Annotated in this window: 12 protein-coding genes; 2 read left to right on the top strand and 10 right to left on the bottom strand. The window is 72.5% G+C overall.

All coding sequences use genetic code 11. The features are described from left to right. Nucleotides 1–16: 16 nt before the first annotated feature. From ACFXDJ_RS22475 to ACFXDJ_RS22450, 6 genes are all read right to left on the bottom strand, one after another. The gene (locus ACFXDJ_RS22475; RefSeq protein WP_384653198.1) at nucleotides 17–1,078 is read right to left on the bottom strand and encodes an NlpC/P60 family protein; all 1,062 of its coding nucleotides are present in this window, start codon (nucleotides 1,076–1,078) and stop codon (nucleotides 17–19) included. Between the two features lie 129 nt (nucleotides 1,079–1,207). Then, the gene (locus ACFXDJ_RS22470; protein ID WP_384653199.1) at nucleotides 1,208–1,561 is read right to left on the bottom strand and encodes a hypothetical protein; all 354 of its coding nucleotides are present in this window, start codon (nucleotides 1,559–1,561) and stop codon (nucleotides 1,208–1,210) included. A 20-nt stretch (nucleotides 1,562–1,581) separates the two neighbouring features. After that, nucleotides 1,582–2,241 carry a class F sortase gene (locus ACFXDJ_RS22465; protein WP_384850067.1) on the bottom strand — a complete coding sequence of 220 codons (660 nt, stop codon included), beginning with the start codon at nucleotides 2,239–2,241 and terminating at the stop codon, nucleotides 1,582–1,584. 111 nt (nucleotides 2,242–2,352) lie between these two features. After that, nucleotides 2,353–2,871 (bottom strand): hypothetical protein, encoded by a 519-nt coding sequence (locus ACFXDJ_RS22460; protein WP_384661931.1) that lies wholly within the window; start codon nucleotides 2,869–2,871, stop codon nucleotides 2,353–2,355. Nucleotides 2,872–3,155: 284 nt separating this feature from the next. Then, a complete protein-coding gene (locus ACFXDJ_RS22455) occupies nucleotides 3,156–4,094 on the bottom strand; it encodes a hypothetical protein (RefSeq protein WP_384661929.1) in 939 nt (312 codons plus the stop codon). A gap of 226 nt (nucleotides 4,095–4,320) precedes the next feature. After that, on the bottom strand, nucleotides 4,321–5,385 hold the full coding sequence (locus tag ACFXDJ_RS22450) for an NlpC/P60 family protein (RefSeq protein ID WP_384661926.1): 1,065 nt from the start codon (nucleotides 5,383–5,385) through the stop codon (nucleotides 4,321–4,323). Between the two features lie 147 nt (nucleotides 5,386–5,532). On the opposite strand from ACFXDJ_RS22450, the gene pcrA reads away from it, so the two are divergent. Next, complete coding sequence (gene pcrA / locus ACFXDJ_RS22445; RefSeq protein WP_384661923.1) at nucleotides 5,533–8,061, top strand: DNA helicase PcrA; 2,529 nt, start codon at nucleotides 5,533–5,535, stop codon at nucleotides 8,059–8,061. Nucleotides 8,062–8,125: 64 nt separating this feature from the next. Here pcrA and ACFXDJ_RS22440 read toward each other — a convergent pair whose 3' ends face one another. After that, a complete protein-coding gene (locus ACFXDJ_RS22440) occupies nucleotides 8,126–9,604 on the bottom strand; it encodes a M23 family metallopeptidase (RefSeq protein ID WP_384661920.1) in 1,479 nt (492 codons plus the stop codon). Between the two features lie 246 nt (nucleotides 9,605–9,850). Then, a complete protein-coding gene (locus ACFXDJ_RS22435; RefSeq protein ID WP_384661918.1) occupies nucleotides 9,851–10,612 on the bottom strand; it encodes an esterase/lipase family protein in 762 nt (253 codons plus the stop codon). A gap of 212 nt (nucleotides 10,613–10,824) precedes the next feature. Here ACFXDJ_RS22435 and ACFXDJ_RS22430 point away from each other — a divergent pair, with 212 nt between their 5' ends. Next, nucleotides 10,825–11,232, top strand: a complete 408-nt coding sequence (locus tag ACFXDJ_RS22430; protein WP_384661915.1) for a cobalamin B12-binding domain-containing protein — start codon at nucleotides 10,825–10,827, stop codon at nucleotides 11,230–11,232. Between the two features lie 77 nt (nucleotides 11,233–11,309). Here ACFXDJ_RS22430 and ACFXDJ_RS22425 read toward each other — a convergent pair whose 3' ends face one another. Continuing rightward, nucleotides 11,310–12,929, bottom strand: coding sequence for a DUF5691 domain-containing protein (locus ACFXDJ_RS22425; RefSeq protein ID WP_384660734.1), 1,620 nt, complete (start codon nucleotides 12,927–12,929; stop codon nucleotides 11,310–11,312). 196 nt (nucleotides 12,930–13,125) lie between these two features. Next, nucleotides 13,126–14,520, bottom strand: a complete 1,395-nt coding sequence (locus ACFXDJ_RS22420) for an SWIM zinc finger family protein (protein WP_384660737.1) — start codon at nucleotides 14,518–14,520, stop codon at nucleotides 13,126–13,128. Nucleotides 14,521–14,607: the final 87 nt, after the last annotated feature.

Raw genomic sequence — 14,607 nt, 5'->3', positions numbered from 1 at the left:
CACCTCGTAGCGGCCCTCACGCCGGGCGGGAGGCGCCGGCCCAGGGCATCGAGTCCACCGGGGCGAGGCGCACCGTGGAGCCGGGGCGCGGGGCGTGGATCATCTGGCCGTTGCCGATGTACATGCCGACGTGGGAGACCCCGGAGTAGAAGAACACCAGGTCGCCGGGGGCCAGCTGGTCGCGGGAGACCCGCTGCCCGGCGTTGATCTGGGTGTAGGTGGTGCGGGGGAGCGACACCCCGGCCGCGCCCCAGGCCGCCTGGGTCAGGCCCGAGCAGTCGTACGAGTCCGGTCCCGTCGCGCCCCATACGTACGGCTTGCCGATCGCCCCGTACGCGAACGCCACCGCGCGGGCCGCGCGGGAACCGTCGGCGGGCGGCGGGGCCGGTGCCGGGGTCCGCGCGCCGGCGGGGGCGGCGCCGGTGCCGGAACGGGCCTCGTAGGCCGCGCGCTCCTCGGCGGTGAGCTTGGCCAGAAGCTGCTGCGCGGCGGTCAGCTTCGCCTCGATCTCGGCCTTGTGGCCGGCGAGTTCGCCCTGTCGGGCGCGCAGATCGGCGAGGCGTCCGGCGGCCTGCTCCTTGAGGTGCCCGACCTCGTCGAGTTTGCGGCGCACCACGGCGATCTCGACGGCCTGGCGGGAGCCGGTGTGCGCGAGGAGGGTGGCCCCGTCCAGGTACTCCTGCGGGCTGGCGGACATCGCCAGCTGGACGGCGGCGCCCAGGGTCCCGCTGCGGTACTGGGTCGCGGCCAGCGAACCGAGCGCGCTGCGGGCGGTGTTGAGCTGATCGGTCTTGCGGGCGGTCTCGTCCTGCAGTCCGGAGAGCGCGCGCTCCGCGTCGTCGGCCTTCTCCTTCGCCCCGTTGTACTGGTCGGTCGCGGCCTCGGCCTCCTCGTAGAGCCGGTCCACCTCGGCCTTGACCTGCGAGGGCGTCGGCTGGGGGTCGGCCTGGGAAGTGCCTTCGAACGCGGTGGCGGTGGCAGCGCCCGCGAGGGCGAGGGTGGCGGCGGTGGTGCGTACGGTGGTCCGTGCGGTGCTGCCGGAAAGCGGGCGCTGCCTGGGCTTTCGATGACTGGCCACGAGGGCCTCACGTCCTTCCTCTCTCGGTGCTTGGAGGAGGACGCTAGACCCGGAGGTAACGGTCGGATGACGAGATGATCGTAAGTGCCCGCATCCGACCGGATCTTGTCGGCCGATGGCCTTCCGTGGTCAGTGCCAGAGGACGGCGATGAAGATATTGACCATGGTCAGTCCGCCGACCGCGCCGAACAGCGCCTTCTCCACCTGCTCCTCGTCACGCTTGACGTAGACGAGCGCCAGGATCACGAAGAGGATCGCGAGCTTCACGCCGATCTTTATGTTGTTGACGGTCCCGCCGTCCATCTCGCGGAAGCCGACGAGCAGCACGCCGGTGACGAGCATGGTCAGCGCGCCGTGCAGCATCGCGGGCACGAAGCGGGCGGTCCCGGCGCTCATCACCTTCATCTGGGTGAGGAAGCCGCCGAGGAGCGAGGCGATCCCGATGATGTGCAGGCCGAGGAAGACATTGATCAGAACGGTCATGCGAAGAGCCTAGGCGGTGGCTATGAGCGGATCGCGGTCAGGCGGGCGAAGACGACGACGTTGCCGTCGTACCCCGTCTTCTTCGAGAAGCCGCCGCCGCAAGTGATCACGCGGAGCTCCGGGGCGCCCTTGGAGCCGTAGACGCGCCGGGCCGGGAACGCGTTCTTGCCGACGACCTCGATGCCGTACACCGTGAACACGGCGGTGCCGCCGTCCTGCCGGTCCACCTCGATGTGCTGGCCCTCCTTGAGCGAGCCGAGGTTGTAGAAGACCGCCGGGCCCTGCTTGTTGTCCACGTGGCCGTCGATCACCGTCGTGCCCTGCGCACCGGGGGCGGGGGAGCCCTCGTACCAGCCGGCCAGGTTCTTGTCCTGCGGCGGCGGGGCCTCCACCCAGCCCTCGGAGTCGAGGCCGACGCGGGTGACGGGGGCGTCTACCTGTACGGAGGGCACCCGGATCCGGGTCGGCGGGGAGGGCTTCAGCGGTGCGGGGGCCGGGGGGAGGCGGCGGGCCGCCTCGTCGTGGACCGGGTCGGTGACCAGCGTGGCGGCGTTCGCGGGCTGGGGCGGTCCGCCGTTCGGGTCGAGGCCGTTGGTGAGGAGGAAGGTGCCGCTGAGGGCGACCACGGCGACGACGCCCCAGCCGCCGCGAGGCTTCGTACGCTCCTGCTGGCGGGGCATGTGATGCGGTCTCCTTCCGGGGGCGGGACGTCTTGGGCCGGGCCCGTCCGGTCGTCAGGTGCGAGTCGGACGGGCCCGGCGGTCAGGAGGCCGTGGGCCGGGGACCTACGGTCAGGCGTTGCCGCCGGCGCGGCGGCGCATGAGGAACACGCCACCGCCGAGCGCACCGGCCAGCAGCGCGGAACCGGCCGCGATCTCGGTGCCGTTCAGGCCGCCGGCGCCGCCGCCGAGGCCGGCCTTGACGCCCTTGGCAGGAGTGGTGGTGCCCGTGCCGGTCGAGTGGCCCGCGACCGTGAGGGTGGTCGTGCCCTTCTCGCCCTTGCAGTCGAAGGTGACCTCGTACTGGGCGCCCGGCTTGGCGTCCGCGTCGACCTTGGCGGTGGCCGGCTTCCCCTCGTTGAGCTCGACCGCGTCGAAGATGCCGGAGGAGACCTTGACCAGGGGCTCCTGGCAGCCGGTGGCGTTCAGGGTGACGGTGCCACCGGGGGCGACGGTGGCGGGGGAGACGGTGAAGCCGAACGACGTGACGTTGGGCGTGGTCCCGCCGTCATTGGCCGAGGCCATCGGCGCGGCGAGCGCGAGAGCGGCGGTGGACAGCAGGGCGACGGATGCGACACGTATCGCACGCATGGTGAATCCTCCGGGTCCCCGAGGTGCAGCCGCGAACTATTTGTCCGCGATAGGCAGGAAATGCCCCTCGATGGCTTGACGCTAGGTCCGGATGGTGGAATCGGCGACTCGAACACTCTTGGCGGAGCAGGCCGAAGGGCGAGCCGACGACGGTCCGTCAACTCGCCCTGATACGGAGGGTGAGCGCCACGCCGGGCGCCCCGCGCGCGGGCTGGCGCTGCGTGACCGACACACCGATGCGTGCCGGTCGTCGCCCAGTTGGTCCTAATTGGGCTCAGTTGGGCTCAGTTGGGGCAGGAGGGTACGGCCGGGGAGCTCGTGGTGCAGTTGTTCGGGTGGTTGAGCGCGATGGTGCTCGCGCTCGAAGCGACCGACCCGGTGTTGTTGTAGACCCCGCCGGCGGCCACCGTGGCCCGGTTGCCGGTCACGAGGGCACTGGTGAGCGTGGTGGACGCCCCGGGGCCGCCGAAGTTGGCGATCCCGCCGCCGAGTCCGGCCGGGCCGCTCGCGGAGTTGTTCGTCAGCGCCGACCGGTCGATCTTCAGGACCGCGTCGTTGGCCACCCCGCCGCCCTTCTCCAGCGCCGTGTTGTCGCTGACGGTGGATCGAGAGATCGTCATGTTCCCGTCGTTGGCGAAGCCGCCGCCGTTGTGCACCGCCGTGTTCTTGTTGATGAAGCTGCTGGTGACCGTCGTGGTCGAGCCGGTGAGGCCGCCGATCCCGCCCGAATAGCCGGCCTTGTTGTTGCTGATGATCGACCCGGACACCGAGAGGATCCCGTCGTTGCGGATGCCGCCGCCGAAGGTCGCGGTCGCGTCCCCGCCGGTGATGATCACGTGGCTGAGGGTGAGGTTGCCGCTCGGCGCGACGACGAGGATCCCGAACGCGGGCGCCGCGGGCGCGCGGGTGATCGTGGCGACGTGGCCCTCGATGGTCACCGCCGCGCTGATCGCCGGCAGCGGCGCGGTCAGCGCGTACGTACAGCCCCCGGCCAGCTCCAGCGAGCCGCCCGAGACGTTGGCGGCGGTGATGGCGCCGGCGAGGGCGCTGGCACTGCAGGCCACGGGCGTGGGGGCCGCGGCCGCGGGCGCGACCGCCGTCGCGACCAGTGCGGCGGCTCCGCACGCGGGCAGCAGGACGCGGGAGAGACGGGCGGCCGGACGGCGGCGGCTCGGGGGCGGGGTCGGGGTCGAGGTCGCGGTCGGGGTCGCGGTCGGGATCAAGGCGGGGCTCCTTCGGGGGAGGGACACGGGAGGGCTCGGGAGAGCTCGCAAGAGCTCTGGAGAGCTCGGGAAAGCTGTCGGGGACTCTGCAGTGGTCCCCGGCAACGACTCCGCAGTGGTCCCCGGCCACGCGCGCCGGAATAACGGCCCCGGTCGCATCCCGCCCGGACGGCGCACCCGCCACGCCGCGCGCGGAGTAGTTAATACGACCGGGTGGCGGGGGGTCTCAGCCCGGCCGGACGGCGCTGTGGACCGGCTGGTAGAAGACCGAGTCCTCGCGGACGTACGCACCCGGGCGCGGGGCGTGGATCATGCGGCCGCCGCCCACGTAGATCCCGACGTGGCTGATGTCCCCGTAGAAGAAGACCAGGTCACCGGGGCGCAGGTCCTTCATCGCGATCCGCGGCGCCGCCTCCGCCTGGTCCCAGGTGGTACGGGGCAGTGTGACGCCCGCCGCGCGCCAGGCGGCCTGGGTCAGCCCGGAGCAGTCGTACGAGTTCGGCCCGGTCGCGCCCCAGACGTACGGCTTCCCGAGCTGGGACCGGGCGAAGGCCACCGCCTCGGCGCCGGCCGCCGACGCGGGGGTGTCGGCGGGCAGGTCCCCCGAGCCCGCTGGGGCCCGTACGCCCTCCACCTGCGCCCGTTCCGGCCGGGTGAGCTTCGCCAGCAGGGTGTTCGCCTCGGCGAGCCGGTCCTGCACCTCCTGCTTGCGCGCCCGTAACTCCTCCTGCGCGCTCTCCAGGTCCGCGACGACCTTGCCCGCCTCCCGGTGCTGCCGGGCCGTCTCCGCCCTGCTCTGCGTGTACTGCGCGAGCAGCGCGTTCTCGCGGTCGCCGAGCCGGTTCAGCAGGTGGGACCGGGTGAAGAAGGCCTGCGGGTCGTCGGCGAGCAGCAGGGCCGTGGTCCCGCCGAGGGAACCGGAGCCGCGGTACCGGTCGGCGGCGTAGCCGCCGAGCAGCCGCCGGGTCTCGTTCAGTTTCTGGGTGGTGCGGGCCACCTGGTCCATCAGCGAGGAGAGCAGGGCCCGCTGCCGTTCGGTCCGCTCGGCCGCCGCGTCGTAGGCCTGGGTGGCGGTGCCCGCCTGCCGGTGCAGCTCGTCCACGCGGGCCCGTACCTCCTCCACCGTGGGGCGGGGCGCGGGGGCCGCCGAGGCGGGGTGGGGGAGGAGCAGGCCCAAGGAGGACAGGGCCGCGGTCGTGACGGCGGCGGCCGGGGCGTTCGGATGTCTTCGGGTGCGCGGCTTGCGGTGGTGGGGGGAGGGGTGGAGCGAGGGGAATCCGTACGAGTGCACGGGCCGGCACCTCCTTCCGGTTGGCGGGGCACGCTAGTCGCGGAGGGGGCGCCTCGGAAGGGTCCGCGCAGGATTCGCGGGGCATATGCCGCCGAATTTCCCGGGCCGGGACCGGCTGTCGGTCCGGCCCTCTAAACTCGGAAGGCGATGAGCAGCCTCTTTGACGACAGCTTCCTGGCCGACCTCTCCCCCTCCGACGAGGTCCCGCCGCCGCCCGAGGAACACGCCGCCCCCGAGCCGGGTGCGGACGATCTCTTCGGGGGCCGGTTCGACATGCCCATGAGCGGGGACGCGTACTACCGGGACGGCGCCCCCAGGCCCGTCATCGACCCGGCGGCGCTCCTCGACGGGCTGAACGCGGAGCAGCGTGCCGCCGTGGTGCACGCGGGTTCCCCGCTGCTCATCGTGGCCGGCGCCGGCTCCGGCAAGACGCGCGTGCTGACGCACCGCATCGGCCACCTGCTGGGCGCGCGCGGGGTCCACCCGGGCCAGATCCTGGCGATCACCTTCACCAACAAGGCCGCCGGCGAGATGAAGGAGCGCGTCGAGGGCCTGGTCGGCCCGCGCGCCAACGCCATGTGGGTCTCCACCTTCCACAGCGCGTGCGTCCGCATCCTGCGCCGCGAGTCCAAGCGGCTCGGTTTCACCTCGTCGTTCTCGATCTACGACGCGGCCGACTCGAAGCGCCTGATGGCGCTCGTCTGCCGCGATCTGGACCTGGACCCGAAGAAGTTCCCGCCGAAGGCCTTCAACGCCAAGATCTCGAACCTGAAGAACGAGCTCATCGACGAGGACGCCTTCGCCGCCCAGGCCGTGGACGGTTTCGAGAAGACCCTTGCCCAGGCGTACGCCATGTACCAGGGGCGGCTGCGCGAGGCGAACGCCCTCGACTTCGACGACATCATCATGACCACGGTCCACCTGCTCCAGGCGTTCCCCGAGGTCGCCGAGCACTATCGGCGCCGCTTCCGGCACGTGCTGGTCGACGAGTACCAGGACACCAACCACGCCCAGTACACGCTCGTGCGCGAACTGGTCGGCACCGGGTACCCGGACCTGCCGCCGGCCGAGCTGTGCGTCGTGGGTGACGCCGACCAGTCGATCTACGCCTTCCGCGGCGCGACCATCCGCAACATCCTCCAGTTCGAAGAGGACTACGCGGACGCCACGACGATCCTGCTGGAGCAGAACTACCGCTCCACGCAGACGATCCTGTCCGCCGCCAACGCGGTCATCGAGCGCAACGAGAACCGCCGCGCGAAGAACCTGTGGACCGAGGCCGGCACGGGCGCGGTGATCACCGGCTACGTCGCGGACACCGAGCACGACGAGGCCCAGTTCATCGCCGACGAGATCGACCGGCTGACGGACGCGGGCGACGCCAAGGCCGGCGACGTCGCGATCTTCTACCGGACGAACGCGCAGTCGCGCGTGTTCGAGGAGATCTTCATCCGCGTCGGACTGCCCTACAAGGTCGTCGGCGGCGTGCGCTTCTACGAGCGCAAGGAGGTCCGGGACGTCCTCGCGTACCTGCGCGTCCTGTCGAACCCCGAGGACAACGTCCCGCTCCGCCGGATCCTGAACGTGCCCAAGCGCGGCATCGGCGAGCGCGCGGAAGCGATGATCGACGCCCTCGCGATGCGCGAGAAGATCACCTTCCCGCAGGCGCTGCGCCGCGTGGACGAGGCCTTCGGCATGGCCGCCCGCTCGACCAATGCCGTCAAGCGCTTCAACGTGCTGATGGAGGAGCTCCGCACGATCGTCGACTCGGGCGCGGGCCCGGCGGTGGTCCTGGAAGCGGTCCTGGAGCGTACGGGCTACCTCGCCGAGCTCCAGTCCTCCACCGACCCGCAGGACGAGACGCGCATCGAGAACCTCCAGGAACTGGCCGCCGTGGCCCTTGAGTTCGAGCAGGCGCGGGAGGCCGCCGCGGCGGAGGCCGCCGAGAACGGCGGACCGCCCGTGGGCCCCGGCACGCTGTCGGAGTTCCTGGAACAGGTAGCGCTGGTCGCCGACTCCGACCAGATCCCGGACGAGGACACCGACGGCAACGGCGTCATCACCCTCATGACCCTGCACACCGCCAAGGGCCTCGAATTCCCGGTGGTCTTCCTGACCGGCATGGAGGACGGGGTCTTCCCGCACATGCGGGCACTGGGCCAGGCCAAGGAGCTGGAGGAGGAGCGCCGCCTCGCGTACGTGGGCATCACGCGGGCGCGCGAGCGGCTGTACCTGACGCGCTCCTCGATGCGCAGCGCGTGGGGCACCCCCTCGTACAACCCGCCGTCGCGGTTCCTCGAAGAGATCCCGGCCGAGTACCTCCAGTGGAAGCGGACCGGCGCGGCGCAGAAGCCGGCGGGCCCGATGCGGAGCTCGGGGTACGGGTCTTCGGGCTCGGGCGGTGGCGGTTCGAGGAGCTCGTTCGGGACCTCGCCGGAGTCGTTCCTGTCCTCGTCGCGTGCGAAGTCGGGCCCGTCCGGGTTCGCGACGCGCAGGGCCTCCGACAAGCCGGTCGTCGCGCTGGTGGTCGGGGACCGGGTCACGCACGACCAGTTCGGGCTGGGCACGGTCATGGAGGTCAAGGGCGCGGGCGCCGACGCGCAGGCCACCATCGACTTCGGTGACGAGAAGCCGAAGCGGCTGCTGCTGCGGTACGCGCCGGTGCAGAAGCTCTAGGGGCCGGAGAGATGGCGGGCCGGTCGGCTGTGACCGGCCGGCCGGAGGGCCGGGGGGCCGGTGCTTAGTTCGGGTCCAGGTCGTGGCTGCGCAGCCAGGCCTGGGGATCGATCGGGGTGCCGCCGCCCGGACGTACCTCGAAGTGGAGGTGCGGGCCGGTGGAGTTGCCGGAGTTGCCGGAGTACGCGATCACGTCGCCGGCCTTGACCTTGCCGGAGCGGATCTTGGCGCTGCTGAGGTGGCAGTACCAGGTCTCGGTGCCGTCGGGGGCGGTGAGTATCACCATGTTGCCGTAGGCGCTGTTCCACTGGCTGCGCACGGTGCCGTCGGTGGCGGCCATGACCGAAGTCCCGTAGGACACCGGGAAGTCGATGCCCGTGTGCACGGACATCCAGTTGACCCCGGCCTGGCCGAAGCCCGCGCTCAGGCCGTGCTGCTCGACGGGGAGGACGAACTTGGGGCGCGCCGCTTCCTTGGCCGCCTCCTCCTCCGCCTTCTTCTTCTTTTCCTCGTCCTGGCGCAGGCGCAGGTCGATGCGCTCCTGGGTGCGGCTCGCACGGTTCGCGAAATCGCCCGCGTCGGCGCTCAGCGCGGTGAGCTGGGTATCGAGCTTGCTGTTCGCCGCGACCGGCTTGATGGACGCCGGGTCGGGCGCGGCCATCGTGGTCGTTTCCTCGGACGGCTTCGGCGGACCGGTCAGCCCGCCCACGGATGCGGCGGCGACACCCGCGACGCCCATCACACAGGCGGAAGGAACGGCCACGGTCAGCAGGGCGGAACGCTTCGCGGGCGTGCGGCGGCGGGTGTTGCCACCACTGCCGCTGCTGCCACCACTGCCGCCGCTACCGGACTTGCCGGCGCGGCGCGAGGGGCGCGGCACGGACGGCGCCGCGAGCGTGACGGGCATGGCCTGGGTGGGGAGGTCGTGCACCCGGAGCTCGGCGGCGGCCGCGTCACCATCGGAGTCGGCGTCGGAGTAGGGGGCGGCGTCGGCGGCGGAATCGCCTTCGTCGTTGACTTCGTCGGTGACGACCCCGAAGACGGAAGTCTCGGTGTAGGCCGCGGGTGCGGTCTCCTCGTACGCGGAGTACGTCTCGTACGAGTACTGCTGTTCCTGGGGCTGCTCGTAGCCGTACGAGTAGTCGTAGGTGCTGGTTTCGGCGGCGTAGCCCGGGACCGACCAGTGGCCGGTCTGCTCTGCGGACGTGTCGTAGCCGAAGGCGGTGGACTGGTAGTCCGTGGAGACGGCCTGGGCGGGGACGGTCGAGAGGTATCCGTCGTAGCCGTCGGCGGTGTCGTAACCGGCTTGCGGCTGCTGGGGATAGCTGCTCTGCGGGGTGGTCCAGGCGGTCGTGTCGTACCCGCCGGTGTCGTACGCGCCGGTGTCATAGGAACCGGTGTCGTAGGAACCGTAGGCGGCGTAGTTATAGCCCTGACCCTGGGATTCATGGGGCGCGTACCCAGAATCGCCAGCGAAAGTGGTGGTGGAAAGGCCGTCGTACCCGTGATTGGGGTACTGGCCCGACGAGGGGCGGTCGTTCACCAACTTCTCTTTCGCCTCGGCAGCGGGGGGCCTGGGTGGCCGAGGAATGTGAGGTTCCTCGGAGGAGAGCAGTGGCGTGACTGTACCCGGCGGTTACTCGCAACGACAATCTTCGGCGGGTTTTAGTCGCGGGGGAACCGGGCATTCGGCTGCCTTTCGGTCGCCCAAAGAAGCACCCTTGGCCTTGAGTTCGAAATGCGTTCGAGTGATGTTGGCCTGGCGGTGCGGTTTCGGGCGATCCCGCGGTCAGGCCACGGAGGCCGCGCCGGGGTGGGAGAGGGCGGCCGGGCCGGGCCCGTCGAGTGCGCGCCGGACCGCCGCGATGACCGTGGGGTGCGCGGGCAGGGCGAGGTGTCCGATGCCTGTGACCTGCACGTTCTCCGTCACCAGGTCCGGATGTTCGATGCGGGCCGTCTCGGTCGGGTCCATCAGCTCGTCGAACTCGCTCCAGAACGCCACGCACCGCGTCCGGCAGCCGGGCGCAGGTGCGCGCAGCTCGGCCATCACCTCGGAGTCCGGGCGCATCTGCCGGACCAGCGGATGTGCGTCCATGAAGGGCGCGACGCGGGTACCGGAATGCGGGGTTCCGAGCGTGACGAGCGTACGGACGCGGGCGTCGCCGCCGAGCCGCTGGACGTAGTACCGCCCCACCAGCCCGCCGAGGCTGTGCCCCACCAGGTCCACCCGCTCCTGCCCGGTGCGCTCGCACAGCTCCTCGACGCGGAGTGCCAGGTGGCGGGCGGTGACGCGCAGGTCGAGGGTGAAGGGCGAGTAGTTGTACGCCTCCACCTGCCGCCGGCCGCCCGCCCCGAGGGCGCGGCGCAGCAGGACGAAGACAGAGCGGTTGTCGGTGAACCCGTGCAGGAGCAGGACGGGCGGACGCTCGCCGGTGGTGGCGGGGCACCGCTCCTGGCGCATCCCCGTCGGATACACCAGGATGTGCCCGCCGAGCACGATCGCTTCCAGTAGGCCGGCTCGCAGCGCGGCCCCGGACATGGACAGCCCCATGGACGGCCTCCCCCCAACTGCCTTGGGACCGGGACGGAGTGCCCGGCGCCCGCGACGGCCGGCCACGCCGTGCCGTGCGGCTGTCGGCACGGGGTGGCGGCACGGGAGCGGCGGCACGCCATCCCACGTGTGATTTCCCCCTCGTGGTTGACCGCGAAACGGGGGTGTGCGCGATGCTGTACTTAACGTTCGTTCACTCGGGAGGCAGTGCGATGGGTGTGACCGGTCCGATCCGTGTGGTGGTGGCCAAGCCGGGTCTCGACGGCCACGACCGAGGTGCCAAGGTGATCGCGCGGGCCCTGCGGGACGCGGGCATGGAGGTCATCTACACCGGCCTCCACCAGACCCCCGAACAGATCGTGGACACCGCGATCCAGGAAGACGCCGACGCGATCGGCCTGTCGATCCTCTCGGGGGCGCACAACACGCTGTTCGCGCGCGTGCTGGAACTCCTCGCCGAGCGCGACGCGGAGGACATCAAGGTGTTCGGCGGCGGGATCATCCCGGAGGCGGACATCGCTCCGCTGAAGGCGAAGGGCGTGGCGGAGATCTTCACGCCGGGCGCGACGACCACGGAGATCGTGGCCTGGGTGCACGAACACGTCCGCCAGCCGGCCTAGGCCGGCTCTTTCGGATCTTGCCTGGCCCGCGCCGCGTCGGGCGACTTCCGCCCGTCGCGGCGTCCGGCCCCGCCGGGTCATGGGCTCGGCGGGGTGAGTTCGGCGTGCATCGCCGCGCGGAGGCGGAGCGTGGCGACCAGGCGCTGGAAGGCCTCCGACCAGTACGCCGCCGCGCCCCCCGGCTCGGCCGGCGCCGCCGCCACCGCGTCGAGCCGGTCCGCCTCCGCGGGGTCGAGGCAGCGTTCCGCCAGGCCCATCACCCCGCTGAAGCTCCACGGGTAGCCGCCCGCCTCCCGCGCGGAGTCCAGCGCCTCCACCACGGCCCGCCCCAGCGCCCCCGCCCACGGCACCACGCAGACTCCGAGCAGCTGGAACGCCTCCGACAGCCCGTGGGCCCGTATGAACTCCGCGACCCACGCCGCCCGTTCCTCCTCGCCGAGGATCGACAGCAGCTTCGCCCGCTCGGCGAGCGAAGCCGTCGCCGGGCCCGTCGCGGGCGGGGCCGAGGCCGAGCCCAGCAGGGCCTGGGACCAGGCGGGGTCACGCTGGCGGACGGCCGCCCGGCACCAGGCCGCGTGGAGTTCCTCCGCCCAGCCCTCGGCCACCGGCAGCGCCACGATCTCCGCCGGGCCGAGCCCCGCGAACCGCTCCCGCCAGCAGGACAGCGGTGCGGACTCCACCAGCTGTGCCAGCCACCAGGCCCGCTCCCCGCGCCCGGCGGGCGGCTGCTTGACCACCCCGTCGCGCAGCATGCCCGCGTCGCACTCGGCCGGCGGCGTCACCCCTTCCGGGCCGACGCAGGCCAGTGCCCGCTCCGCCATCCGCCCGGCCAGTGCCGATTCCGGCAGCGCGGAGAGCAGTTCGGCGGCGGTCGCCCGGACATTGCGGCTGCGGTCGCCCAGCGCGGACTCCAGGAACGGCTCGTCACCCGGCGAGAGCCCCACCCGCAGGGAATCGAGGAACATCAGCCGGTCCTCGGCCCGCTCGGTGGCCCATGTGGTGCTCAGCAGCCGGAGCGCGGCCGCCGCTTCGTGCGCCCGTACGGTGCCGAGCAGCGCCACCCGTTCAGCGAACAGCCCCTCCTGCCACAGGCGTTCCACCCCCGCCGTGTCCGTGGGCGCGGGCAGTTCCCCGGCGCCGCCGGAGCCGCCGCGCAGTGCGAACCGCCAGTCCGGATTCAGCCGGGCCAGCCACAGCCCGCGCGTCCCTGCCAGGGCCAGCGCCTGCGGACGCAGGTCGGTGCGGGCCCGCGCCGCGTCCAGGAGTGCGGGGACCAGCGCGGCCGGCGCCCGGTAGCCGTGCCGTCCGGCGGCGGCCAGCCACTGCGGCAGCAGCTCCGTCAGATCCGGGGCGGCCCCCCGCCGCCCGCCGCCGCTGCCCGCACCGGTCCGGCCCGCCAGCAGCTGCGCGAGCCGCCGCCGGGCCGCCTCGGGCGGTACGGGCCGCGGATCGTGCGGCGCGGGCTCGACCCGCGGGCCGGCCTCGGCGGGCCGCAGCCCTGCCCGGCGCCGGACCGTCTGCACGGCCGCGGCCCCGAGCAGGGCCTCGGGACTGCCCTGGCGGCGCTCGGTCCCCAGCAGCGCCGTACTGACCAGCTCGTCCCAGTCGGGGATGGTGGCCGTGGCCGTGACTGCGTCTGCGTCGGTGTTCGTGCCCGTGCCCGTGTGCGTCGTGGTCGTGGTCGTCGTCGTGGTCATCGGGTCCCTCCCTCGTTCGTGTGGCGTGCTCCGGTCCCGCCCCCTCCGCGGGACCGGAGCAGCTCGCGTTCCCCCGTGGTCATCGCCACGACAGCGGTCTCAAGTGGCGTGGTTGTCGTCCACGAAAGCCCCCCGGCTCAGTCGTTCGTGCAGGACGGCGCCCCTGCGCCGCCGTTTCATCCCTCTTGCGCCCCGCTCATGCCGACGCCAGCACCACCGGCTCCGAGGAGCCCGACTGCCAGACCGTCAGCGGGGTGAATCCGCGGTGTCCGCACTCGCCGAACACCGTCACCGGCCCGCCTCCCGACAGCGCGGCCAGCTGCCACAGCCCCGCGCGGGGACGGCTCCCGGCCCCGGTCAAGGGCACGGGCAGGGCGGACGTCCCTTCAGCGTCCGCCAATTGCCATGGCGTTTCCCCCGGTTGGTCTCCCCGCGGTCCTCCCGGTATCGGTACCACCGGGCCGAGCACCACCGGCCAGGACTCCAGCCAGGGGTCCTCGCGCAGTGCCGCTCCGTACGCCTCCAGTGCCGCGCCGGTGCTCACGCCCGTCGGCGCGTCCCCGCACGGCTCGGCCGCCGCGAACCGGTCGCCGAGGTCCGCGCGGAGCCCCGCCGAGCCGGGCCGGAAGCGGGCTTCCGCATCCAGCACCAGCCCGACGGGCAGGGCCAGCCCGGGTGGTCGCCCGGGCGGGCCGAAGTCCAGGACCAGGGCCGGCCGACCGCTCGCCAGCCCGCGCAGCCATATCCGGCGGGTGGTGAGGCGGCCGTCGGGCGAAGCCGTGTCGTACTGGGCCAGCACGAGCCAGCGGTCCCGTACGACCTCGCCCTCCGCCCCGGACTGCAATCCCACCCGGCCGCGGACCGTCGAGGCCAGTGGCTCGGGCAACCCGGATATCCCCAGCCACGCCCGGTCCAGCAGGTGCAGCAGCGCGGCCTCCTCCAGCATCCGGGCGGGCCAGCCGACGCCGCAACTGGGTATCGTCCCCAACTCCCGGACCCGGGCCGCCAGTCCCGGCGCCTGGGCGTCGACCATCCTGGCGGCGGTCTCCTCCCAGGCGGTGTACCCGGCCTGTTCCTGCCCGGCCAGGCCGCCGCGGACCAGGTCCGCGAGCCGTTGCTCCAGCTCGGCGACCCCCGCCCCGATCCGGGCCGCCCGCCGCTCGGCCCGCTTCCGGGCCCCCTCCGCGTCCGCCGGCCCGGCCTGGGCGGAGCGGTCGGCGGCGGTCCGCGCGGCCTTCGCCGCCCGCTCCGCCAGCCACTCGCCGGCCCAGTCCGGAACCTCCGCCGGAGCGGCCGCCGTATCTCCGAGCCCCTCCGTAGCCCAGAGCAGCAGCAGTCCCAGCGCGTGCTTGCAGGGGAACTTCCGGCTCGGGCAGGAGCACTTGTACGCCGGGCCGGAAAGGTCGACGACCGTCCGGTACGGCTTGCTGCCGCTGCCCTTGCACAAACCCCACACCGAACCGGAAGCGGAACCTCCGGTCTGCGACCACGGCCCCGCCCCGCCAAGTCTGGCCCCCGCCTTGCGTGATGCGTCGTCAGGAGCCAGAGCCAGTACCTGTTCCGCTGTCCAGCGGACCCCCTGCTCAGTCATGTGTTCCACCGTAGGGACCCCCACTGACAATCGCTCTGACCTGCAACAATGCATCGTGCGGGGGTCGTTGTCAGTGGTCGGGTGCAT

Origin of the sequence: Streptomyces sp. NPDC059443 (genome assembly GCF_042750105.1) — a bacterium.
In the GTDB taxonomy this organism is placed as follows: Bacteria; Actinomycetota; Actinomycetes; order Streptomycetales; family Streptomycetaceae; genus Streptomyces.
Note: the sequence above shows the minus strand (reverse complement) of the source record. Positions and strands in the feature narration are given on the sequence as shown.